Origin of the sequence: Porphyromonas vaginalis (genome assembly GCF_958301595.1) — a bacterium.
In the GTDB taxonomy this organism is placed as follows: Bacteria; Bacteroidota; Bacteroidia; order Bacteroidales; family Porphyromonadaceae; genus Porphyromonas; species Porphyromonas vaginalis.
Window position 1 is genome coordinate 755082 of sequence record NZ_CATQJU010000001.1, and the last position, 25267, is coordinate 780348.

At 51.9% G+C, this 25267-nt stretch carries 17 protein-coding genes; 2 read left to right on the forward strand and 15 right to left on the reverse strand.

Annotation, left to right across the window (positions count from 1 at the left end):
* Positions 1–6: 6 nt before the first annotated feature.
* Positions 7–633, forward strand: a complete 627-nt coding sequence (locus tag Q2J34_RS03010) for a DUF4230 domain-containing protein (protein WP_300969225.1) — start codon at positions 7–9, stop codon at positions 631–633.
* Between the two features lie 377 nt (positions 634–1010).
* On the opposite strand, the gene Q2J34_RS03015 is transcribed toward Q2J34_RS03010, so the two are convergent.
* The 10 genes from Q2J34_RS03015 to Q2J34_RS03060 form a co-directional block, all read right to left on the reverse strand.
* Positions 1011–2606, reverse strand: coding sequence for a T9SS type A sorting domain-containing protein (locus Q2J34_RS03015; protein ID WP_298888740.1), 1596 nt, complete (start codon positions 2604–2606; stop codon positions 1011–1013).
* 437 nt (positions 2607–3043) lie between these two features.
* Entirely contained in the window at positions 3044–3613 is a 570-nt protein-coding gene (locus Q2J34_RS03020) for a cob(I)yrinic acid a,c-diamide adenosyltransferase (RefSeq protein ID WP_300969226.1), read from the reverse strand.
* Positions 3614–3643: 30 nt separating this feature from the next.
* Positions 3644–4093: a hypothetical protein gene (locus Q2J34_RS03025; RefSeq protein ID WP_300969227.1), complete on the reverse strand. Its 450-nt coding sequence runs from the start codon at positions 4091–4093 to the stop codon at positions 3644–3646.
* A 99-nt stretch (positions 4094–4192) separates the two neighbouring features.
* The gene (locus Q2J34_RS03030) at positions 4193–4600 is read right to left on the reverse strand and encodes an MliC family protein (RefSeq protein WP_300969228.1); all 408 of its coding nucleotides are present in this window, start codon (positions 4598–4600) and stop codon (positions 4193–4195) included.
* 38 nt (positions 4601–4638) lie between these two features.
* Positions 4639–5865, reverse strand: a complete 1227-nt coding sequence (locus Q2J34_RS03035; protein WP_300969229.1) for an MFS transporter — start codon at positions 5863–5865, stop codon at positions 4639–4641.
* A 233-nt stretch (positions 5866–6098) separates the two neighbouring features.
* Positions 6099–8309, reverse strand: a complete 2211-nt coding sequence (locus Q2J34_RS03040; protein WP_300969230.1) for a polyribonucleotide nucleotidyltransferase — start codon at positions 8307–8309, stop codon at positions 6099–6101.
* A gap of 245 nt (positions 8310–8554) precedes the next feature.
* Positions 8555–10789 carry a hypothetical protein gene (locus tag Q2J34_RS03045; protein ID WP_300969231.1) on the reverse strand — a complete coding sequence of 745 codons (2235 nt, stop codon included), beginning with the start codon at positions 10787–10789 and terminating at the stop codon, positions 8555–8557.
* Between the two features lie 96 nt (positions 10790–10885).
* Positions 10886–13051 (reverse strand): choice-of-anchor J domain-containing protein, encoded by a 2166-nt coding sequence (locus Q2J34_RS03050; RefSeq protein WP_298888725.1) that lies wholly within the window; start codon positions 13049–13051, stop codon positions 10886–10888.
* A gap of 114 nt (positions 13052–13165) precedes the next feature.
* Positions 13166–16318: a hypothetical protein gene (locus Q2J34_RS03055; protein ID WP_300969232.1), complete on the reverse strand. Its 3153-nt coding sequence runs from the start codon at positions 16316–16318 to the stop codon at positions 13166–13168.
* Positions 16319–16425: 107 nt separating this feature from the next.
* A complete protein-coding gene (locus Q2J34_RS03060) occupies positions 16426–18171 on the reverse strand; it encodes an InlB B-repeat-containing protein (RefSeq protein ID WP_300969233.1) in 1746 nt (581 codons plus the stop codon).
* A gap of 973 nt (positions 18172–19144) precedes the next feature.
* On the opposite strand from Q2J34_RS03060, the gene Q2J34_RS03065 reads away from it, so the two are divergent.
* Positions 19145–19984 (forward strand): hypothetical protein, encoded by an 840-nt coding sequence (locus Q2J34_RS03065; RefSeq protein WP_298889206.1) that lies wholly within the window; start codon positions 19145–19147, stop codon positions 19982–19984.
* A 103-nt stretch (positions 19985–20087) separates the two neighbouring features.
* Here Q2J34_RS03065 and Q2J34_RS03070 read toward each other — a convergent pair whose 3' ends face one another.
* The 5 genes from Q2J34_RS03070 to Q2J34_RS03090 are packed head-to-tail and all read right to left on the reverse strand — an operon-like array spanning position 20088 to position 25162.
* Positions 20088–20867, reverse strand: a complete 780-nt coding sequence (locus tag Q2J34_RS03070) for a UDP-2,3-diacylglucosamine diphosphatase (RefSeq protein ID WP_300969234.1) — start codon at positions 20865–20867, stop codon at positions 20088–20090.
* 26 nt (positions 20868–20893) lie between these two features.
* Positions 20894–21208 (reverse strand): metal-sulfur cluster assembly factor, encoded by a 315-nt coding sequence (locus Q2J34_RS03075; protein WP_273474341.1) that lies wholly within the window; start codon positions 21206–21208, stop codon positions 20894–20896.
* A 6-nt stretch (positions 21209–21214) separates the two neighbouring features.
* Positions 21215–23377, reverse strand: a complete 2163-nt coding sequence (locus tag Q2J34_RS03080; protein ID WP_300969235.1) for a S46 family peptidase — start codon at positions 23375–23377, stop codon at positions 21215–21217.
* A 38-nt stretch (positions 23378–23415) separates the two neighbouring features.
* Entirely contained in the window at positions 23416–23889 is a 474-nt protein-coding gene (locus tag Q2J34_RS03085; RefSeq protein ID WP_300969236.1) for a CYTH domain-containing protein, read from the reverse strand.
* A 7-nt stretch (positions 23890–23896) separates the two neighbouring features.
* The gene (locus Q2J34_RS03090; RefSeq protein WP_300969237.1) at positions 23897–25162 is read right to left on the reverse strand and encodes a DUF2027 domain-containing protein; all 1266 of its coding nucleotides are present in this window, start codon (positions 25160–25162) and stop codon (positions 23897–23899) included.
* Positions 25163–25267 lie beyond the last annotated feature (105 nt).

The window sequence follows — 25267 nt, forward strand, 5'->3', positions numbered from 1 at the left end:
AGTCTTATGGGCAAATGGCTTAAGCGTATACTTTACATACTCCTAGCGATACTGCTTCTAGTCGGTATCGTACTCCTATGGCGTAGCTGCTCCAAGAGTCAGAGCGAGGACTACAACGATGTAGTCACGCACGCTATGACCGTTCGCTCGATCGAGGAGATCCTCAAGCTCTCCACAGGCGAGTGCTACCAAGAGATCCCCATGGTCGATACCATCGATGGTGTGGTACTAGCCTACGTCATACAGGCGCGTACCTACATAGACTTCGATATAGACAAGCTCCCCACGCATTTGCAGGGCGACACGCTCTACGTACAGCTCCCCCCCGAAGAGGTCACCCCGCACGAGATAGGCTACACAGTGATCGATGTACATCCGCTCCGCCAAGGCTTTACCACGAAGACACTCACCGCAGAGCAAGAGAATAGAGCCAAGCGGCGCATCCCGCAGCGACTCATCAACGAAGTATACCGCGCAGGCTACATCCGCAACGCACGGCAGCAGGCCCGCGAAGAGCTAGCACGCTTTCTCTCCATCGCTCACCCTACGGTCATCGTCGTAGACCGCTATCCCGATGGGGTGCGAGGCGCCTTCTTTGCCGATACCGTCTACATAGACCACCGCACACTATAAGAGGGGGGCTAACTCTCATTTTGAGACTGTTGCATAAAGGCGAATCACTGTGTTGCTTTCGGGATTCGGCTTTATGCAACAGTCTCATTTGTAGATTTCCTCGGGAGAGATCCGAGTCTCCGTGAATGTCTGAGTAGATAGAATCTAGCCGTAGGGATACGTAGAGGTGCTCGGTCCACACTCCCCCGTTATCGTCCTATACAGCTCCAAGCAAACTGATCGTAATACGTCAGCCCTGGCACACCTAGGATGACGTGTCCCCGTTTTGTCGTCTTCGGGTACATATCGCTTGCCACGTGTACCCTGCTTGTAGTTTTTGGGGACACGTACGGTGAGTCGCAGTGATCACACTGTGACTCACCACTACGTGGCAGATTCTATCGTACGATACCTGGTAGTACCTTGCTGGCACCACTCGGAGTGATGATGCGTGCTATGTACTTACCATCTGGTAGAGACACGGGTAGAGAGATCTGCCTCTCCTGTGTCGTAGTACTCCAGACTACTTCTCCCGACACATCGTATAGATAGATAGTCAGGGGCATGTCCAGCGCACCCTTAGAGATGATGAGATTGCGCCCATCTATATAAGCTTCGATTGCATTAGTCTCATAGGCTAGAGGAGCCTCATTGGCTGTATAAGCACTGCCTAGTAAGCGAATTATCGTATTGAAGAACTCGATCTCCAGGTCGCTATTACCATTCATCGTATAGAAGACGATCGTCTTACCATCACCACTGATGCGCGGAATGCCGATACATACAGAGTTCATCATCGGATCGACTTGGTTAGCATAGAAGTCCGATAGATCTCTGCCCGAATGCTCTTTAATCCACTGCAGGAGCGGTATGCTCTTATTGCTCTTCGGATCTACTGCATGAGCTCTCCAGAAGAGCATCCCAGGATTGGAGAGGCAGACGACACTCCCATCATACAATACATCAAAGGCGCAAAGCGCAAAGTCACTCTCTGGCTTTAAGATCTGATAGCTATCTGTCGTCACATCCCAGACGAAAGGCCTTAGCTGGGGCATACTACCGCCCTCACTACTATTCTCATATAGTGCCGTGCAGAACTTCATCTGAGGACGAGAGAAGTGGGTCACCTGCATGACCGTAGCTGTGTACTGCCCCGTACGCTCATCGCACTTCTTCAACCACTCTTCGAAGGCTTTATTGTAGCGATCCTCTTGCTCAGTGCGCTCAGGCGTGCCAGGCTCTGCGGTCACATACTCATCGTAGATAGGTGGCATACCAGGCTTGGGTTTGTCCGAATTGATAAAGAGCTTCTCCATAGGCAAAGTATAAGTGTAGCTACCATCAGCCTGTCGAGTCCACTTGATGTACTGCATCTCAAAGCCCGAGCGACCATTCTGGCGACCCACTAGTATCTGCGCATCTGGAGAGATAGCCTCCACTTTGTTGTACTGAGGCTTACAACCCATCAGATCCTCTTCTGGCTCTGGTAGAGCGGTAAAGAGATAGGTGCCATCTGCCTGACGCTCACCTATGACTGGCTGATGGCTGCGCGCATCTAGAGATTGACTATTTCCGATGATCCACTTACCATCTTCCGTAGCATCTGATGGCATGAGACCATGGTCGGAGTTGGGTGCTTTAAGGGCGATCTCCTTACCTTGCGGTGTACGTATATAGGCTTCGCAAGCCTTCTGTGGTGAGTAGACCAAGATGACAGACCCATCGGAGAGAACCTTGATTATCTGTACGCCCTCCCGGCTTTCGGCCTCGAGAACCTCCACTTTGTCACTCTCCGTATCATATACGAAGCTGACATAGACAGGGTTACCCCAGCCTCCGTATATGTAGCGACCATTGTCACTGACGCCTTTGACTGCGTAGTGATTGACTTCATCAGGAAGGACTTCAGGCCCTGACGTGATCGTAATTCCCTGTCCAAACACTCCTAGTGACAAGGTACACAGGATAAGAATCAGTAGTTGAATTTTTCGCATAGCTTAACGTGTTTAAGATATTTGATTGGTATAAAGATTCTTACGTAGAGAGGCGACCATTCTAGATGCTCCCGATCATTTCGCTTTCATTACAGCTGATAGCAACAAAGTGACATGACTTGATGCAAATGTAGAATAATATTTCGTTATATGCAATAGCTTGATGCTCGCTGATGAGAATTACTACAGTGAGATGCTAGGAAGGTCCGGTCCGAACCTTATATATTCGGATCTTTTATGCTCCGATCCGCTTTTGCCTTAGAAAAAGCGGATAGCCACGTGGCTATCAACTTTTTCTGACAACTAGGAGTAACGATCTGTCGGGGGGCTACATGTCTCAAGAGATTTGCGTAGTCGGGATGTCTACTAAAGGAGTGGTGAGTGAGCGGCCCCGACAAAAAAAGAGCCTGTTGGTTGCTGCAACAGGCTCAGGTGAGTTACAGGGTGCTGTACCCTCGATTCCAGGTGACCTCCGATCCGTACGTTCGTACCGCCTCTGTGCGGGCGAGGACGAAGAAGTAGTCGCTCAGACGATTGACAAAGCGAACGATCAGGTCATCTACACGGCTCTCCTCACGAAGGCGGTAGATGTTGCGCTCGGCACGACGGCATACGGTGCGACAGACGTGACAAAGTGCTGCGGAGCGTCCACCAGAGGGGAGGACGAACTCCTTGAGACGTGGGAGCGTAGCGTCCAGCTCGTCGATCTTGTGCTCCAGCTTCTCAATGTCCGTCGGATCGATCCGCATAGCTGCGAGGTACTCCTCCTGATCGGGCGGTGTAGCTAGGCTACCTGCCACGTTAAAGAGGATATGCTGTAGACGCAGTAGGAAGTCGTGCGTCTCATCTGTGAGGTCCTCAGCGAGAAGGACGCCGATATGGCTGTTGAGCTCATCGATAGTTCCGTAGCACTCGAGGCGTATGTGTCCCTTGGAGATACGAGTACCGCCTACGAGTCCTGTGGTGCCGTCATCACCACGGCGAGTATATACGGGGCTTTTCTTCATAGTTGTAGCTTATTTGAGTAGGTAATAGGGTTAATGTCTGATACGTGTCCAGAAGTCTTGGCGGGGCAACTTATGATCTAGGAAGAGTAGTTGTCCGCCTGCATAGTCGACCATCATGCCAGCCTCTCTCTGGCGAAAGGCTTTTGGCACCTTCCGCCCTATATGCCAAAGGATCGAGCCACTCCCCCACGGCATCTCCGCTAGTGTAGCGCCTTGCCATAAGATGAGTGCGCGATCGTAGGCTAGTGCCTTGTCATACTGCGTGACGAGCTGCGTGAGGGGCCACTGGTAGAGCAGCTGCAGAGCTAGTTGCTTCTGCTGGTTGTCTAGTTGGTCGGCACCCTCGGGTAGCTCCTCTAGATGCTCTGGGTAGTAGGCTACGCCGCGCTGATCTAGCACTAAGGTGATAAGCCGAAAGGCTGTCGGCGAGTGGACGCTATGTCCTAGCGAAGTCCACCAGCGCTTGAGAGGATTCGCCATAGCATAGGTCAAGCGGTGATACTAATATATAGAGTCATGCGAAGACGAGCTAATGAGGTCACTAGCTTGCCTTCGCATGATATTTAGTCTTAGCTGCAATTACTCAGCTACGGGAGCCTCAGCAGCGGGAGCCTCTACGACTAGAGCACCCTCGCAAATCTGCTTGTCGCCCTTGCCGAAGTAGAAGGCATCGCCCTTCGTCCAGAAGTAGACACCCTCCTCGCTTTCCCACTTAGCGCCATCAGCACTGACAGCGTTCTTCAGCTCGTAGACGACATTGCCCTCGATATCCTTGAGCGTTGCTGTCTCACGATTCTCGCCAGTGACAGTCAGCTCAAAGTGCTGCTTGCCGTCAGCCGTAGCGTAGTTGAAGACCTCGGGCTCAGCAACTACAGGAGCCTCTGCGACAATAGCGGTAGAGTCTACAGTAGTAGTTGCGTCCTTCTTCTCCGTGTTACAAGCTACTAGTGCTAGACCAGCAGCTACGATTAGCATAAACTTTTTCATATTCGTATGATTGATTAAAGTGAATAGAATCCGATTGATTACGCCTGCTGCTCCTTAAAGCGGGAGCCAGCCAAAGCGTAGTAAAGCATGTACAGCTCGCCTGCTACGACGAGTAGCCATGTGTAGTGATACCCTCCGAGGAGGTCCGCTAGCAAGCTCTGTACGAATGGTAAGAGTGCCCCTCCGATGAGTCCCATCAGCAGTACGCCAGAGGCTCTCGTGGCTAGGCTCCCTAGCTCCTTGAGTGCTAGCGAATATATGGCACCCCACATGACCGAGTGACATAGTCCTACGGCTATGAGCCAGTAAGGTTGATTGGTCACGACAGCGATCAGGATGAGGATAGCGGAGAGTAGCGTGGTACTCCATAGTAGCTTGCGGTCAGAGACACGGTTTAGGAAGCTACCTACGAAGCGACCTACTAGCATAGCTCCCCAGTAGAGAGTAGCGTAGAGAGCCACAGTACTATAGCTCAGTGAGAGGTCGTTTTGCCCATATAGGATGATGTTAGCACCGATGCAGACCTCGACACCCACATAGCAGAAGAGTGCTATACAGCCGAGTCGCACACGGCGTATGCGCCACACAGTCTTGAAGCTTACCTCAGCATCCTCGCCACTCGTCGTCCCCTCGATGTGTGGCACGTGGAGTCGCTTGACAATGTAGGATAGTATCAGCACGACACCCATTAGGATGATCATAGGCAGGATCACCTCTTGGATCTGCAGAGCCTCTAGATCGTCCACCCCACCGAAGATAACCATCGAGACGAAGAGTGGTGCCAGCATAGTCATCGTCGAGTTGCCCACGCCACCGATGTTTTGCCGCTGTACAGCGGAGGTGCCAGGGACCGTGCAGGCGATGAGATAAGGATTGACCGACGACTGCATGAAGGTGATACCCGCTCCACATACGAAGGAGCCGAGGAGGAATATCAGATAGCTCACAGGCAGCTGCACCGTCTCAGAGAGCGTGATCCATAGCGAGGTGTGCATGAAGAGCAGTGCCGAGAGGATGAAGAGTAGGATACCTCCCGCCAGCATGACCAAGCCCCTGACGATGGTCATCTTGTAGCCATGTCGCTCCACAAAGCGTGCTGAGGTAGGTCCTAGCACTAGGTATGAGAGGAAAAAGGCGAAGATGAGTAGCGTCGCAAAGCTATTGGTCCAGCCACCTGCGGAGTGCAGATAGGCACTTTTGATAGGAAGTTGAAACTGCTGGTTGATACTCGTGATGAAGCCGATGACGGTCATCATGATCACCATAGTTATAAAGGGCCCGAGATAGTTTGACTTGGTACCTGTCGATGGGGTTGGCATACAAACTTGCTTGTCTAATCCGCTGCAAAGTTATAGAAAAAGAAATCACCAACCACAACTTTCGCTCACAACATGCTGGTAGCAGGGGTCGCGAAAGAGTATTTGTGGTTGATGACTTCCTGTATTTAGCTTAGTAGAGCTACTGTGTATGGTGACGCAGTCGCTCTAGCTCTTATCGTCTATTCGTCACGATGCTCACGACGTGGACGGCGCTCACGACGCTCGCCATCATCACGACGCTCACGGCGTGGACGACGCTCAGGCTCTACATAGCCCTCGGGCTTAGGTAGGAGTGCCTTGTGTGATAGACTGAACTTACCCGTCTTGGGGTCGATCTCAATGAGCTTGACATCGATCGTGTCGCCCTCCTTGAGACCTGTCTCCTCAATCGTTGCAAAGCGCTTCCAGTCTATCTCGCTGATGTGGAGTAGTCCATCCTTGCCAGGCATAAACTGTACGAAGCAACCGTACGGCATCACTGAGGAGACGGTGCCCTTGTAGACCTCGCCTACCTCTGGGGTAGCGACGATACCACGTACCATAGCCATAGCCGCATCGAGAGACTCCTTGTTAGAGCTACTGATCTCGACGATACCATAGTTGTCCACCTCTTCGATGTTGACCGTGGCGCCACTCTTCTCCTGGATACCCTGGATGATCTTACCGCCTGGGCCAATGACAGCCCCGATGAACTCCTTGCCGATGCGGAGCGTCTCAATGCGTGGTGCATGAGGCTTCATATCAGGACGAGCCTCGGGCTGTGCTTCCTCGATCTTATTTAGGATGTGGAGGCGACCAGCCTTTGCCTGTGCCAAAGCCTTTGCCAAGATTTCATAGCTCAAGCCATCCACCTTGATATCCATCTGCGTAGCGGTGATACCGTCACGCGTACCCGTCACCTTAAAGTCCATATCGCCGAGGTGATCCTCGTCGCCTAGGATGTCGGAGAGGATAGCGTAGTTGGTACCCTTGTTCTCGCTGATGAGACCCATAGCGATACCCGAGACTGGCTTCTTCATTTGGACACCCGCATCACGCAGAGCGAGCGTACCAGCACAAACCGTTGCCATAGAGGAAGAACCGTTGGACTCAAGGATGTCGCTCATCACGCGGATCACATAAGGATAGTCCGCAGGGATCATGCGCTTGAGCGCACGGTGTGCTAGGTTACCGTGACCTATCTCACGACGGCTGATGCCGCGCGAAGCTTTTGCCTCGCCTGTAGAGAAGGGTGGAAAGTTGTAGTGCAGGAGGAAGCGCTCCTTGCCGTAGTTGAGTACATCGTCGACTAGCTTCTCATCACTCTTAGTACCGAGCGTCACTGTGGATAGCGACTGCGTCTCACCACGTGTGAAGATAGCCGATCCGTGAGGACCTGGTAGGCAGTCCGTTTCGATCCAGATAGGACGTATCTCGTCGGTGCGACGACCATCGAGACGCTTGCCCTCGTCAAGGATCATACGACGCATAGCCGCCTTCTCCATATCGTGGTAGTAGCGGTCTATGATCATGCCCTTCTGCTCGAGCTCCTCTTCGGTAAACTGTGCCTTGAACTCCTCGACGATCGCCTCAAAGGCATCGCCACGAGCATGCTTGTCGGTACCAGCGGTAGCGACCTTGTAGATCTTGTCGTAGAGCTCACGCTGCATACGCTCACGTAGCTCCTCGTCTTGCTCCTCAGCTGGGTACTCACGCTTGGTCATCTTGCCGACAGCCTCCGAGAGCTCTAGCTGAGCCTGGCACTGTACCTTGATAGCCTCGTGAGCCACCTTGATAGCCTCGAGCATCTCCTCCTCCTGGACCTCTTCCATCTCGCCCTCGACCATCATAATGTTGTCGAGTGTTGCTGCGACCATCAGGTCAATGTCGGCACGCTCTAGCTGCTCGAAAGTAGGATTGATGACAAACTCACCATCGATGCGTGCCACACGTACCTCACTGATAGGACCTCCGAAGGGGATATCAGAGACTGCTAGAGCAGCTGAAGCTGCTAGTCCAGCGAGTGCATCTGGCATATCGACACCGTCAGAGGAGAAGAGGATAATGTTTACATAGACCTCTGCATGGTAGTCATCGGGGAAGAGTGGACGCAGTGCGCGGTCCACTAGTCGGCAAGTTAATATCTCATAGTCTGAGGCGCGCCCCTCACGGCGTGTGAAGCCTCCGGGGAAGCGACCTATGGCTGAAAACTTCTCTTTGTACTCTACCTGCAGTGGCATAAAGTCCACATCGGGCTTAGCCTCCTTGGCAGCTGTTACAGCTGCGAGTAGTACGGTAGAGCCCATGGTGACGGTGACAGCACCGTCGGCTTGCTTGGCAAGCTTGCCCGTCTCGATGGTGATCGTGCGACCATCGGGTAGGGTGATTGTCTTGTTGACCGGATTGATCATAAAAAAATCGTCTGATTACTTAGTTCTATTGTCTTATACCTCGATAAAATCGTCCAAAGTTACAAAAACTAAAGCAGATTGCAACAACTCTGTTTCGACTAATTCTTATTATGGCTGTTCGATAAAAGATTTTCGGCGGAAGAAATGTCTTTTATTCCATCGGACAGCAATAATAAAAACAGCCACGTGGAAATCTACCAATCCCCACGTGGCTATTGCTTTTTACAGCGTGTGTGCGCTTGCGACTAGCGAACTTTGTAGAGCTGGCTACCGATGCGTACGATGTAGGACTGCTCCGTAGGGAGTGTAAGGTCGAACTCTCTATCTGCCTGCTCTGAGCTATAGAGTACTCGTCCTGTCACGTCATACACCTGTACAGAGTCGCCGTTAGGATTGACGATGGTTAGCACGCCTTCGATCATCTTGGCACTAGGCTCCGTCAGGACCAGCTGACTCACAGCTGTAGCCTTACGGATCTCGTCCATCTTAGAGAATGGGCTCATGATCAGGCCCTTATCATTAGCCTTAACGGCTCTGACGCGGTGGTAGAGAGCATCCTGCTGCAGATGAGTGGGTACAGAAACAGTGATTGAAGTACCATCATGGAGAGGCTCGCCAAAGTATGGAGCCAGATAAGACTCTCCCTTGTTGAAGTACTGCGTTACCTTGAAGTTGTCCACAAAGAGATACTCTGGGCCCTTGACGGCAAAGAGCGCAATGATGGAGCGCTTGCTACCATTCCTGAGCTGTACAGAGTAGTCTTGCCACTGATTGATAATTGGTTTCTGCTCCTCCTCAGCAACGTAAACGAGATCAGCTTGCTCATATCGCTCAGTCTCCTCGTTGTAGTTGAAAAGTGCGAGCGCAGCCTGTGGGAACTGATTGCTGGTCAAGTCGTAGGCACCATATAGGCTTACGGATACATCGACCACACCATCTCCGTGCGAGAGGTCTAGCTCGGGAGCTTGCATAGAGGCACTAGCGCCATGGTTGATGAACTGCCACCCGTCGAAGCCCACATAGTCCGTACAGGGGGCATACGAGTACATCTCCCAGCCAGGCATGTTGAGATCTGTAGGATATGCCTTAGCATAGCTACCTGTGGGAGGATTGTCGACGCTCCACCCGGTTTCGTTGCCCTCTAGATCCTTGACGCCCGTAAAGTCCTCATCGATCAGTGTAACCTCTGAGCCTGTGTATACTCGTCTGTCATGGTAAGCCATATAGAAGTATCGACCTGCTGATGGTACTTCTGACCACGAGGCGACATAGTGATCTGCAGTCAGATCTGAGACCGTCTGTAGCTCTGGAGCTGAGAGTCCACTGACCTCTTGGTCTACTGAGTGGTAAGACTCTTTATCCCCCTTGACAGCTCGTACATTGTAGTAGTAAGTATACTGAGGATCCACTCCAGTGACCTTGTAGCTATTGGTGGTCACCTTTTGCCCCGTGAGATAGTCCTTGCGTATCATAGGACGCTGTCCCATCTGATTGGGAGGTACCGTCTCATCGACAGCCATATAGTAGACATCTACGAGATAACTATCAGCACCCTCGACAGCTGCCCAATTAGCGACAAAGCTATCAGCCGTAAAGTCTGTACAGCCCGTCACCTTAGGAATGGGTAGGAAGGGCTTCATTTTGTACACCTCGACATCGTCTAGGAGCATGTCAAAGTGGTAACCACCCGCATCAGCTATCTCACGGCTCAGAGGCATCACCTGAAAGCCCATGTTGATGATGGTACTATGGCCAGCACCTGCGAAGGCCATCTCATAGGTCTGCCACTCTGTCGATAGGTCCGTAATCTCTGGAGTCAGACGACGCAGTACGCTCCACTCACCCTTGTAGACTGGGTTATCACCATCTCGATACCAAGAGGTCTCAGAAGACTCGACAAAGAGCTTTACCTCACAGAGCTTAGGATCGATAGGCTGTGTCACCTTGGCTCTAAAGCGTAGGACGATGATGTTGTCACTCGTTAGGTCATCCTCATGTAGCGTGACATCCATCAGATCTAGCGGAGGCGTATTGAGCTTGGCGGCCTCCTTGCTACCTAGATGTATCGCGCCACCAGCTGCGTGTGTGGAGCCTTTGCCCTGACACTCCTCGAAGGTTAGACCATCAAATGTACCACCCCAGCCTCGCCAGTGCGTATACTGAGGATCGATGTTTTGCCAGACACGATACTTGTACGTTCCATCAGGAGCGCAGATCGTACCGACCGTGTCGGGTGCCTGTTCACTACCGGCGGTCATTAGAGAGAAGTCCTCCTTGAGGAAGAGGGTCAGATCGCCTTTTGCCTCTGCGGGAGAGATAAAGGTAGAGCGAAGCCCAGAGCCTCCTGAGACCACGGTAATCTCGGCACCAGCATTCCGTGGGTTGACTAGAGGCTTGCGGGTCTGTAGCTCTTGAGCCGACAGGCCCATCGCTCCGCACAAAGCCATAAAAGCTAGTAAGAGGGTAATCGTTCGTTTCATAGAAAAAGGATTTAGTGATATGTGATGTAAAAGAAAAGATCGACCCCAAAGGAGCTATTACGTAAGCTCATTGAGGCCGATCTTTATTGTATAAGACTAGTAGAGTACTACCTTACGTCTCTCTGTGTAGCCCGTAGCATCAGATACGACCAGGATGTAGACACCAGACTGGCCACGATAGACGAGCTGATCCTGTGCCTGTGCTAGCTGCTGACCTGAGATGCTGTACAGCGTCAAGAGGCTCTCGGCACGCGTAGCTGAGAGCGTCTGCTCAGATACCTCGATGAGACAGTTGGCTGCACCCTCCACCGTAGTGATGGCGTTAGCCTGAGCCATCTTCATCTGACCGATGAAGAGGTTAAACTTATCTACAGAGCTATCTCTGAAGGCGAGTCTGATCTTCTTACCATTGTACTTAGAGAGGTCTACCTTGTGCGCTGTAAAGGTGTTGTAAACACGCTCCTCTTCACGCTCTCCTTCTTTTTCCTTTACTGTGATAGTCTCTTTAAGCACTTGGGTTCCCTCCTCCTTCTCTACCGTATAGATAGGCTGGGTCTTAAGGATCTCGCTAGGCATAGGCTCATCGGCTCCCTCTACGACATAAAGCTCGTAGGTCGAAGGGGTACCTCCATCTTCCGAAGCTCCTACCCAGTGGAACCAGGGGACATCTCTTGTGACCGTAAAGGCAGGTGTGATGAGCCAGTGATCAGCAGGCTTGTTGGAATAATCTTTCTCATACATACCATTCTCCTTGAGGTTTCGACGGAATGCCGAGGTCGACATAAAGAAGCGGTATGACTTGCCTCCCTGTATCGGCAGGACACGACCTACCCAGCCCTTGTCTAGGTTAGCTCCTAGTGACTTAGCTTGGATATTAGGCGTCAGACGACTCATATCGTAGATGATGAAGTCTCCAGAGCGATTGGGATTGAAGAATGAACCCGCACGCTGCTTGACCTTCGTGTAGGGGATGTCCTTACGATACTGGTTGGGCTTGTCGATCTCTGCATCGTAGGTATCATTGATCCACTTGAGGATAGGCATTGTGCCATTGATCTTATGCTTATCAGCCTCAAAGTCTGACGCACCATCCTCGTTGAGCGTTGTGATGAAGTCGGGAGATAGAATCTCTGCGTGACTCTTTGCCTCTCCAAGAGAAAAGGCAAGCTCGGCGTTTGCACTGTTCTCTCCTTTCTTCATTACGTAGCGATCCTTGTTGTAGAAAGTCTTAGACACAGAGAGCGGGAAGCGCTTTGCGTAAAAGGCACATATAGGACCATAGGTGTCGGTGAAAGTGACCATCGTCTGACCATAGCTATAAGAGTTTGAGATGAGCTGGTGAGGGACGGGACCTATGAGGTCATTTGACAGGTTGTATCCAGTAGCTCCAATCAGACCTCCTGCGTTTGGATCCATAGCAGAGACATCTCCAGCATTCATACAGCTCCGGATCTCAGGATACTTAAATATGAAGTCAGCCGTAGACTGTGGCATAACGCCTATGATACCACCAGCGAAGCCACCCTTAGCCCAGATGTCTCCAAAGTTGGCACAGCCCTCGATGGTCGTGTTTGCTGACGATGCGATGATACCACCTGCAGACTTGTGTATTCCTTGACCATACACCTCGATATTGGCATAGTTGACACACTCGATGATCTTCATTCCCTCACCGAGTGAAGTACCAGCAATACCTCCGGCATTAGCCCAAGATATGATACGTACATCGGGACCGATCTTGCAGCGGGTGATCGTACAGTTGTTCTTAATCTTACCTGCGATAGCACCAACGGCTGAAAAGCCATAGATGCGCCCCGAAGCGATGACTACATTCTTGATCGTCGCTCCATCGCCTAGTACACCAAAGAGGCCGACACCCATGTAAACCTCCTCACCCTCGATAAGCTGACGCTCATCATAGAGATTGAGGTTGTAGATCTTGTGCATATCGCCGTCATACGTCCCCTGGAAGCACATTTCATTGGGGCGGTCGAAGTCATCAAGGATCGGTCCGCCGATAGGCAGTATAGCTTTGTCAGACGTGAAGGTAATGTCTGCTGTCTGCTTGAAGTAGCGACCGGCGAAAGAGTTGTACTTGTCGTTGACCTCAGTAGCTAATGTACGTAGGTCTGCCTCCGTAGCGATCTTATACGGATCCTCTTTAGAGCCATCTCCTCCCGAAAAGAAGTCTTGACCAAAGAGCGAAACCGTTGCACTCAGCAGTAGTAGTGAGACTATTGATAGTTTATTCAAATAGTGCATTGTCTGTATCTGTTATATATAGTATAAGCTTTGATGGGTAATTAGAAAAGCTAGAATGCTCTCCATAAGTCAGCATACACAGCCGTGACTTAGGAGAGCATTCTAGATTACGATTTACTTGGCAACAACCTTAGTAAACATCTCGGAGCCGTCCTGTAGCTCGAGACGTACGACATAAGCTCCAGCCGTGAGTCCCGTAGCGGGTACAAGACGACCTGTCATGTCGTACACCTGAAGCTCTGTGACAGGGACGTTGACACGTACAGCACCCTCCTCGATAGTCACCTGGACATCTTGAGAGGCGATCTCCTCGACACTATCAAAGTTCGTAAAGGAGACTCGACGCTGTGCTGCGTTGAGCACCTCATTCTTGAGGAGTCGCTGATCATTATCCACCACATTGTCATTGGTGGGGAGCTGCTCGTAGTAGTGTAGGAAGGCAATGACATTGACCTCCTTCATTACATCCTCGACACTCTTGTTGTCACCCTCTAGGAGGAACTGGTTCTCAGGGAGCGTACCACTCTTAGCATCAGTAGTCTTGACAGGGATGTCCTTAACGACATTAAAGTTGCCCTTTTCATCAAAGGTCACCTCAGAGCCCTTAAAGCCACCCTCATCGACATACCGCAGCACGTTGGTCTGCATAAAGCCCGCAGGCATACTGCCAGCTTGATTACGAGGCTTGATACGATCCTGAGTCATCATGATGGTCAGGTAGACTGGACGAGAGCGATCCAAGCGTGCAGAGGCACGACCCCGTACGAGGACGTTCAGCGTATTGCTCTCCTTCTTGAACCAAGGCTTGACCTCTACAAAGACTGCTGCGGGATTTGCCTCAGCTGCCTCAGCCACCTTATTAAGCTCGTTTTGATTGGTTATAATGCTATAGACAGAACCGTTCTGACCCTTAGCATCGCCCAGTGCGGGGAGAGGCTTACGGTTGAACATGATCGTCGGAGAGCTCGGCTTAATTAGCGAGATGTCTCCAGCTGCGCTCTTGACACCATAGAATGGAGCTAGCTCCTTACTATAGGGTAGCATTATAAAGTCTGGCTGGAAGAAAGCGTGATGCGATACGATGGCAAGGCGCTCCTTGATCTTAGCATTGCTAGGGTTATCGATCAGACTCTCCATTGTAGAGACACCAGCTGGACAGTACTGGCACTTTTCGGAGGTAAAGATCTCTACAAGCGTCGTACGCTCGAAGGCCTCGTCACGCTTGAGGATCTCTAGCCCAGCTGTCAGAGTCATCGGTGTCTTGAGAGCTACCCCGTTAATCTCTAGGAGCTTGACGGCAAGCTGTGCCTTGCCAGAGATGCCCTCGTGGTCGATAGACTGTAGTGCGACTACCTTGCTGATTGAAGCTGCTAGTGGCTTATCAAGAGCGACAGTCTGCGTCTGCTTCTTACCAGCGAGATCTGTTTCCACCTTGATATTAGTGATAGCCTTGATACCAGAGTTAAAGAGCTCTACCGTAGGCTTGAGCTCCTCATCGCTATAGATGAAGGCAGGGACCTGAAGATTGCTGATCTCACCGCGGTTCTGTACCGTAGGATCTGCACTCTTAGGCTTTATGACAAGTTGCATCAAGAGAGGACCATCAGCCTTACTCACTTTAGTATTAAACTGAGCCTCTTCGATGGTATAGGTACTCCAGTTAGAGGCTATCCAAGCAGAGTTAGGATCTACACCTGGTGTCTGATAGCTTCTGACGAGGATACCACCCACGCCAGCAGCGTCATAAGCATAAGCTCCTGCGAAGAACTCGCTCTCAGCTTTGATCTCATACGGCTTGTCAAAGAAGAGCGTATTCCACCCGTTTTTAAACTTATCGACCGTAGTAACTTGGATAGGCTTCCAGGGAGTGATAAGCTTTATGTTGTTGATGTCAGTGCGATCCCATGTAGGTACAGACTCTGCGAGGAAGATACAAGGGAGCTTCGGAGTGTAGAAGCCAGGCTCATTGTTTACTTGATCCTTCTGCAGAGAGGCAGCAGAGGCAAATCGTAAACCGACGACCTGAGCACCGACAAGATCCTTGAGCTTCTCTTTAGTCAGCTTGATAGCACCACCATGGTAGCCAGCCCATGTGACCCCTGAAGGCTCTACTGCCTCGTAGTTAGGAGCCTCATAGTTGCAGTAACCTACATAAAGATAGTCGTTGGGATCCTCAAAGTTGTCAAAGTAAGCAGGCTCAGAGTACATAGACTTGCTGAGGTTACGCTTGTCGCCATAGCCAGGACGGTTATTAGTGGAGAGCATACGATAGGCGATACGCTCACGATCGGCCTTTGCAGCTGCTAGATCTAGGCAGCGACTATCCATACCCTCGAAGGTATACGAGTACTGAACTCGATACATCTCGGGGCCCGATAGACCTGCTGGGTTGTCACGATTAGACTTAGCCGCGCCGAAGGGAATGATAAAGTAAGAGGTACTTCTATAAGCTCTATCGCCTTTCTTAAGACGCTGCTTGACGACCAAGTTTTTGGAAAACTCGACCTCCGCATACTCATTGATCTCGATGACGATACGATGGCACCAAGTACCTGCCTCAAAGTCGAAGCTATACTTATGCTCCTTACCATCATTGTCTAGTGTAAACTCTTGAACGCCTGGTACACCCGTTATGTAGCTGATCTCCTCACCATAGCCGAAGATCTTCATCTTGACACTGCTACCGCTGGCTTGTAGTGCCTTGACGGTAAACTCGACGGTGTACTTGCCATCAGCGTTGGTTAGATCCATCACGGGAGATGTGAGTCGTGCGCTACCACCGATAGCATCATCAGGCAGGCCTGAGCTCTCTAGGTCCTTAGCGTTGATAGAGAATCCGTTAGGTGTCCAGTAGAGCAGTGCACCGAACCAGTCCGTCTGTGAGAGCTGCTTGTCTAGATAAGCCTGAGTGTAAGATATCGACTCGCTTTGGCCAGATGGGTTAGGCTTAATAGTAGCCTTGGCTATGTCGTAGTAGCCATCACTCTTAGCTTCGATCTCTCTAGTGGTAATCAGTCGGAAGAAGACATCATTCCAGGCCGTGCCATCATCGTTAAGTTGCTGAGGCTCTACATTGCTCCAAGTTGCAGTGAATCCATTTGCTGTCACACCTGTTGGAGACTCTAGTGCGGGAGCACCTAGTCTAAACTTCCATCCCTCAGGGACGTTTTGTGCAGCTAGGGAAAGCGTTGAGATAAGTCCACAGCAGAGGAGTAAGCATAGGGTATGCCACACTCTACCGAGACTGCTGAAAGTTAGTTTGTTCATTAATCTAATTACGTATTTGATGTTTAGTACGTTGGTTTGCGTGCATAGTCCACCACGACGGGTTGTCGTGGTGGACTTTGATTTTAGTTCAGTCTGTACTAGACTGACTACTTATTGATGACTTTGTACGACTGGCCAGCTACGACGAGGTAGTAGACACCTTGAGGTAGGTCACCGATAGCTAGCGTGCTCGTCTCCATCTGGCGTGATAGGATGAGCTCGCCTGCCGTATTGTATAGGTCTACCTGAGTAGGCGTGACGAGACCTGCGATGACGAGCATACCCTCTTGCATAGAGACTGCATAGCTCGTGTGAGCAGGAGCCGCTACAGAGGTGTGATCTAGGAGTACTGCTTGTATATCTAGATCCTTATCGATGGTCAGCGTGATGGTTGACTTCTTAGCACCCTCTGTGTAGTCCTTGCCACCGATGGTCCACTTCTCCAGCTGCCACATAGATCCCTCGGGGATTGCTAGCTGGCAGGTGATCTGGGTACCCTCTACAACCTTAGAGCCAGAGGTGATAGCCTCCTTGGTCTTAGCGTTAGTGACGGTTAGCTTAGCCTGCTCCTTAGGTGACACTGAGTAGGTAAGCGTGTAGGAGGCGGGTGCTGGAGTTGCTGGGCCACAGATCACCTTGATCTTGGTCGCACCCTCGATGGTAATGACGGTCTCCTTGATGCCGGCTCCTGCTAGGTCCTCTCGTAGCTCACCATTGATGTACCACTCTTTGACCTCATTCTTTCCAGGGTTCACCCATAGGGTCAGCTTTGTACCATCGAGTACACGTTCGCCACTCTTTATGGCAGTCCACTTATCAGAGCCTTCAGCCTTGTACTTGGCCACGAAGAGACCACCCTCTATCTCCCAGCTGACAGGATACTGTGCCGGTGCACCCTTCTTAAAGGTAACCTTGACATCCATCTTGCCTTGGACCGTGGTCTCAAACTCAGTCTTGCCAGCATAGAAAGCCTCTGCAGGCTGATCGTTGACATACCACATGTCCACATCATAACCCTTGTCAGGCTTAGCGGTGAACTTCACCTTCACTCCCGCAGAGATAGACTCTCCAGAGGTGAAGGTCGTAATGCCAGAAGGTAGGTATACCTCGGCTTTTTCGATCGATCCATGCTCGTCAGCAGTATAGTTGACTACATAGCCAGACTTACCTTCCTTGAAAGTGACATATACCGTAGCAGGCTCTGACACTGTCAGTACGTAGAGGTTAGGATCCTCAGCTGAGGATGCTACCTCTTTCCTATTGAGATACCACTTGTCGACCATACGGTTAGGATCTGGTGTCGCACGGATAGAGACCTCTGTACCCTCTTGGATATCCTGTTCGCCGTCAAAGGTCCTATTATAGCCTTCTTCGTCTACGTACTTACCCTCGATACTGCCTCCTTGACCCTTCCCGAGGGAGATCTTATACTTACGGGCACCCATCTTTACGATAGCTTGCACAGTAATATCCTTGTTGATCGTTATAATCTGTCGCCAGGGGAAGGTTTCATCTAGAGGCACGGGGTTTCCATCGATGATCCAGCTCTCCATCTCGTAGCCACCCTCAAGAAAAACAAAGAACATCACGTCGGTACCAGCTGGTACTTTGTCTCCACTCTTGACTTGGGTTTCTACATAGGTTGTTTGGTCGGTCCAGGAAACTTTCATCTTGACTTTGGGGTCAGATAAGGAGTAGTTCACCGTGTACATCGTCTGCTCTCTTAGCTCTCCCGTCTTATCGAGCGCAGAGCTGGGGGCCGCCCCCCCCATGAAGTTAGCCACAGCTGCATGTGCGGTACCAGTGAGCACCATCACGAGCAGCGTCAGCATAAGTGGTAATATTCGTTTCATATACAATCTTGTTTTGATTATTGATTATAGACTTAGGAATTTAGTGGAGTCCCCACCTCTCGAACCACTCTACAAAAGTATAACTCGAGAGCTACTCCTGTAAGATGTTGTTTGGTCACTCAGAGATATTTGTGACGAACAAGTGTCTCTAACAAGACTGAGCAACATGTCGGTTGGCAAAGATAGTGATTATTTTCAACAAACGAAAGAGACCTAAAAACATCCCCACAGGGGAATCAGTAAGTAGTCAACCTTTCTTTTGAAGAGCTGGTGCGGGTTTCAGCACCATCAGCGAGTAAATAGACTCTCTTAAGACTCGATGCAATTTTGTGTCAGGGTAAGCCGATAGACTATCGCGCAGCAGAATCGTCTCATTGACCTGCAGAGTCTGGCTGGGAAAATTCAACGCCGACTAGTTACAATAATTTAGAACAGATCACATATCGAAACGGCGCCGTGTCGGGGAAAAGTGATTTCCACGTGGATATTTCGAAATCTCCACGTGGAGAATAAAAAATTCTTCGGAGGAATGAAATAAAACTTCGGAGGAATCAAATGAAACTTCGGAAGAAATGAATCGCGCCCACGTGGAAAAAGAAAAATATCCACGTGGAGATTTAAGATTTCCCACGTGGATATCCGAGAAAGGAGGGAATCGGACGAATTTCCCCGTAAAGATATGTAAATAGAGATGAGAGGTTAGAAGTTAGAGATTAGAAGCTAGAGATTAGAGATCCGATCACTCTGATAGCTAACAGCTAACAGCCAATCCATGGGTGACACACCATTATAGTGAACTTATCTACTCCTCGCTTGTCGCTATGTGTAGCTCCTGCAAGTGCGATTATGATGCGTTAGCCCTGCAGAGTCTGGAGCGTGTGTAGCATTGTCCACTTTTTTTGAGTAGATTTGCGGTGAGATGAGGTGAGCTACCTGTCTCAGCAAGAGCGAAATCACTTAATCCATCCATAATATGATCCAGATAAAGCAGTCTATCATCTTAGTACCCCTACTAACACTAGTGCTGGGAGCTTTCGCAGCGTGTGACAAAGAGCCACAACCAGTCGATCCTGTCGACCCTCCCTTCTTCAAGGTTGCCACGCCTCTCGACTATATCTCTGAAGAGAATCTTGTCCTCGAGGGTGACCCTGCGAAGAGTTTCTTCACCTACTCAGAGGCACTCACGGCAGTGCCACAAGGCACGCACCTGGGCTCACGATATGAGTGGGCTGGGATCATCCCGCTTGTAACTGATCTGGAGGATCCTACGCTTATCTTCGTGGTCGCTAACGAGCACCTAGCCGTCGAGGAGGCTATTCAGATAGGTAACACAAAAGCTACCTATAGCTCTGACTACAAGAATATGGGCAATGGTATCTCCTATGCGCTCCGCCTAGCTCCTGCTAAGGCTGCTGCCGAGGAAGGCTTCCCCCCAGCTCAAGACAAAAAGTTCCTAGCCGCCTACCGCTACCAAGTCTCAGAAGGGAAGGATGGAGGTTTCCTGACAGTCACCGTGCGTCCGCTCGGAGAGAGCTTTGACGGGACTATTGAAGAGATCGCTCAGGAGAGCTTTTGGGCTCAGGATAAGCAAAATGATGTGGAGCGTCAGTTCCCCTTTGCGGGCCAACTCAATGGAGACATCCTAGACGATGAAGGCATCGGTGGCTGGTACTGGACTAGCACGCCTGATGGTGACAAATCAGCATACTACGTGTGGATCGGCGGGGGTGCTGCGGGCATCTTTGACGACGGTAAGTTGGTTGTCGAGGACTATCGTCAGATGGGGCACTCCGTGCGTCCCTTTCATATCTAGTCAGTTAGCTGACTCCTGAGTAAATACAAACATCGGCTCACCTCGTCCTTCGAGATGAGCCGATGTTTTGTTTACTGAGACTGTTGACTCTTGCGACAGTCTCTTACTGCGCGTCGTAGAGCGATAAGGTGAGCGACTCACCGTCCCAGCGAGCATAAGAGTTGTAGTGGATCCAGTCGCCGAGGATGATGCAGCGACGATCATCGGGGAGCGAGAGGTTGAGCAGCAGGTGACGATGACCATATATATAGTAGTCTATCTCGGGATGCTGCTGGATCAGCTCTTTGGTGTACTGCACGAGCCACTCGTCGCGCTCCACATTCATCTGCGGATTGTAGCCAGGTCGTGACGGATCGTCGGCAGCTCGCATCTGTCGCAGGCGGTTGCGGTAAGCCCACCGCTGTGCGAAGCCGACCGTCCAGCGAGGGTGGATCGCAGCATAGAGACGCCGTGCTAGTCGGCTCTCGAAGATGCCAAAGAGCCACCGCTCCTTCTTGTAGCGTAGGGCATACTCCCGATGTCCGTGCGACAGGCGGAAGGTGCGTCCTTTGAGCTGGCAGACGACCGTGTCACGATGCACGATGACGCCTAGCTCCTGGGTAAAGTAATCGGTGAGCCAGAGGTCGTGATTGCCCATGATGTAGTGCACCTCGACACCCCGCTCCACGAGGTCTGCCAGAGCAGCGAGGAAGCGTACCGCCCCCCTCGGCACGACATACTTGTAGTCAAACCAGTAGTCGAGCATATCGCCCAGCAGGTAGACCGCCTCGGAATCGTCCGCTATGGAGCGTAGCCAGGCGACTAGTCGTAGTTCAGCACGCCTAGGATCGTCGTGATAGGGCGACCCTAGGTGTGCATCTGAGAGAAAGTATATAGCTCCCATAGGTAGGGTATCAGCAACGCTTTGCCCTAGAGGAAGCCCAGCTCCAGCTGAGCCTCTTCGGACATCATCGAGCTATCCCACGGTGGGTCGAAGGTGAGCTCGATGTCACACCGCTTGACGCCTTTGATGCTCTCGACCTTGATCTGTACATCCTGCAGGATGAAGTCTGCGGCCGGGCAATTGGGCGCCGTGAGTGTCATCGTGATCACCACCTTAGCACCCTCCTCCTGTATATCCACATTGTAGATGAGACCTAGGTCGTAGATATTGACAGGGATCTCAGGGTCGTAGACGGTGCGGAGCATCTTGACGATCTGCTCCTCTAGTTGTAGTGTCTCCATAGGCAGTTACTTAACAAGGTTCATCTCGTCGATCAGACGCTGGCAGTGACCATACTTGTCGACCAGCATGAGGAGGTAGCGTATATCTAGGATAATGCTCCTCTGGTAGTCTGGTAGGTACTCGATGTCGCCACCGACACCCTCCCAGTTGCGGTCGAAGTTGAGCCCGATGAGGCGCCCCTTGCTGTCGAAGACAGGGCTACCCGAGTTACCGCCCGTCGTGTGGGTCGTAGCGCAGAAGTTGACCGGCATCTCGCCATTCGGTAGCGCATAGACGCCGTAGTCCTTTTGCTTGTAGATCTCTTTGATCTGGTCAGGCAGGGCAAACTCCCAGCTGTTGGGGTCTTCCTTTTCCATCACACCTGTGAGGGTCGTCTGATGCCCGTAGTAGACGTTGTCGCGAGGCGTGTAGCCACGCACATTGCCGTAGGTAAAGCGGAGCGTCAGGTTGGCATCGGGCCACACCTTGCGCGCGCCCTGCATATCCATCGCGCCACGCACGTAGTCTCTGTGAGCCAGCTTGATCGGATCATCGTAAGCAGCCTGCTGCTCACGCATCTGGACAAAGAGATTGATCGTAGAGACCGTAAACTGCATCATCGGATCGCTTAGGAGCTGCTCACGTGAGGGAGTCTTGAGGAAAGCGTCGAAGCGTGCAGGATCAGCAAAGATCGAGCTGTCGAAGAGATGAGCTACATAAGCCTGTACGGAGCCATACTGAGCCACGCCCTCGCGAAGAGCTTCTGGCCAGTGCGCCTCATCGATACGCTCCGTGTAGCGCTGCAGGAGTACTGTCGCAACCTCCTTGTCGACCGTTGGGTCGTAGTCCTTATTATAGAAGGCCACGTAGCCACTACGCAGCTCGCTGATGATCTCCTCGCGCACCTTCGGGTCGCTCCACTGCTGGAGCTTCTGACCATCTACGAGCGGGATCTGTAGGAACTCGATCGGCGTCAGGATACCCTCCATGAGGTACCACTGCACACGACGCGCCTCCCGACGGGCAGCGACACAGTCAGCGATTGTCTGGATAGCTTTGGTCACTTCAGGACGATTGTTTGCCTTAGCCCAGCTAGCCAGCGCGTCCTGTTGCGCACGCTTAGTCGCTTGTAGGTTGCGAGTACGGATTGCCCAGTTGGCACCTTGAGCGCGCTTATAGCCGTTTTGCGAGTAAGCATACTTAGCAGCGTACTGTATGTTGACCTTTTCGTCAGCAAGCATACGTCGCAGCATCACTTCCTGACGCAGACCACGCATCTCGATACGTATGTTATTGTCTATCTCAGACCACTCGTCCACCTGCGCCTCTGTGAAGAAGTGATTGGTCGTGCCAGGGAAGCCCATAATCAGCGCAAAGTCGTCACGCTGCACGCCTGAAGTAGAGACTGCGGCAAAGCGCTCTGGCTTGTACGGCACATTGTCAGCGCTGTAGTCGGCGGGGTTATTGTTCTTGTCCACATAGACGCGGAAGATAGAGAAGTCTCCCGTGTGGCGAGGCCACATCCAGTTGTCCGTGTCGGAGCCATACTTACCGATAGCACTGGGCGGAGCCGCTACAAGCCGTACGTCGGTAAAGACCTTCTTGGTAAAGAGGTAGTAACGGTTGCCCCCGTAGAAGGGCTTCAGCTCGTAACGAATGCCAGGTTGCTTCATTGCCTCCTCGCCAACGATCGCGGGAATCATCTTGGTGAGCGTCGCAATGGAGAAAGCCGCCATCGGGTCCTCCTTGTAGGGAGACTTCTGGAGCAGCTTATTCACCTGGTCGGTCACGTTGGTGATCTTATCGATAGAGATCACCTCCAGTCCAGGACAGGGTAGCTCCTCACGCATGGACTGCGTCCAAATGCCGTCACGCAGGTAGTTGTGCTCTACGGCAGAGTGGCTCTGTATCTGATCGTAGCCACAGTGGTGGTTGGTCAAAACGAGTCCTTGGTCCGAGACGAAGACGCCTGAGCAGCCTCCGTCAAACATTACGACCGCACGCTGCAAGCAGGGGCCGTCAGGATTGTATATCTCCTCCACAGGGATCTGTAGCCCCTTAGCTCGGAGTTCGTCAGCTTGGTCAGCCATCTGCTCCAGTAGCCACATACCTCCGTCGGCCAGTGCCACGGCCGAGAGGGTGAGACTGGTAAGCAGGAGTAGAAGTACTCTTCTTAGGTGAGTTGTCATAGGTAGTTATCTTTATATAGTGTATTACGTTGATTCTCTTAGGTGGTGGGTGGTGGCGTCAGCTCTTGCGCTAGCATAGCGTTGTAGTAGCGCGGGTCGCCCGTCACTTCGCGCCCCAGCCATGGGGGGAGCGCAGGACGATCTGCGGGGTTCGTCAACTCTACCTCTGCCATGACCAAGCCTTCTAGCCGCCCGCCGAAGCGGTCTACCTCCCACACGAAACCCTCATAAGGCACGTAGTAGCGCACCTTCTCGAGGCTACTGCTAGCGCACTGGCGCAGCATCTCCTCAGCATCAGCGACAGGAATCGCGTACTCCCACTCGGAGCGGATGAGTCCGTCGGGGGTGGAGCCTCCCTTGAAGGTGAGTCGCGCCTCCTCATCGATGATGCGCACCCGCACCGTCACCCGCCCATCTGCTGTCAGATAGCCCTGACGGATATGGTGGTGGTGAGACGCCTCTCGGAGGTAGTCATCACGACTGACGAGGTACTTGCGCTCGATCTCTAGCATTGGGTCGTTACTTTGCTGAAATGGTGACTTCGATAGCGCCCATCGGGAAGCCGTCGAACGTAACGTCACGATACTGCACCATCGGGTAGTCCTGCTCGATGCGGTTGATGATCAGCTGATGCAGGACGCCCTGACCAGCTCCATGGATGAAGATCACCTTGCTGCCACGACGATCTAGACGCTTGTCTAGCTCACGGCGAAAGTTCTTCAACTGAAAGAGTAGCACCTCGTGCGGAGTCATCCCCGTAGCATTCGGGAGGATACGCTCTGCCTCTAGTCCCACCTTCTCGATGGTTTGCTCGGGAGCTGCAGGCGCAGCCTGTGGAGCCGCTGGAGTCTCAGGACGCTTGGCCTCAGGCTGAGGCTTAGCCACACTCTTCTTGGTAGGCTTTTGCGGTGCCTTCTGCGGAGCCTTTTGTGTAGCCGTCGCCTGCTCCGCACGCTCGATAGCACGCTGTGGCAAAGCTCCTCGACGATTCGTTGCTGGCATGGACGCTGGCGCAGGCTCCTCGGCGAGAGCTTGCTGGGTGCCATCGTACGCCTCTAGGACGGGGATCACAAGCGCATCCTCGTCAAAGAAGGGATTCTCACGAAAGGCGTGACGCTTCACCAGTTTGACCACATCCATACGCACCTGACGCTCTACGGGTGGCATGGAGCGATAGGTGCGCTCGGGCTTGTAAGCGACAAACTGGAAGTGTGAGACAGCGTGGTCGTTGATCTCTGACGCATCAAACTCCTCAACGAGCACCCGCATATCCGGCTCTAGGACGCCCGCTGAGCGGAGCTTGTAGCCTCCCGCTGAGGTTGTCGTGCTATAAGTGAAGAGGAGATGGTAGTTGCTCTCGTTGATCAGATAGGTCTCATAGGGCGACTGTCCGAAGTGCTCGTACGATACGGGCAGATAGGCGACATGCACCTGTAACTGCTCGCCTCCTGAGCGGTCAAACCAAGGTCCCTTGGAGAGGGGTGCCACAAAGCTCAAGTCTTGTTCGGCCTCCGCCGCCGGCTCTGGTGTAGCTGGAGTCGCTATGGGTGCACTGCTTTTAGGTTGCTGCACTGTCGGCTCTTGTCGCTTCACTACGGGGGGCTTGTATGCTGGTACGAAGGTGTCGCGGCTGTCTACCACGACACATTCATGTAGCGGTGTGGGTAGCTCGAAGCCGTCGGGGCCCTCGACCCACGCCACACCACGCTCGATGCGCTTGACGACACCACCGCCCGACGCATTGAGGTAGCGGATGGTGTCTCCTACTTTTATATTCTGTGCCATTGCTTATTTCTGTTTTCTATGCGAAGATACCAAAAATAGCCCAATCTGCTCACCTCTTCGTCTCACGACAAATCCATTTCCTATGGAGGAAATTCAAATTTCGTA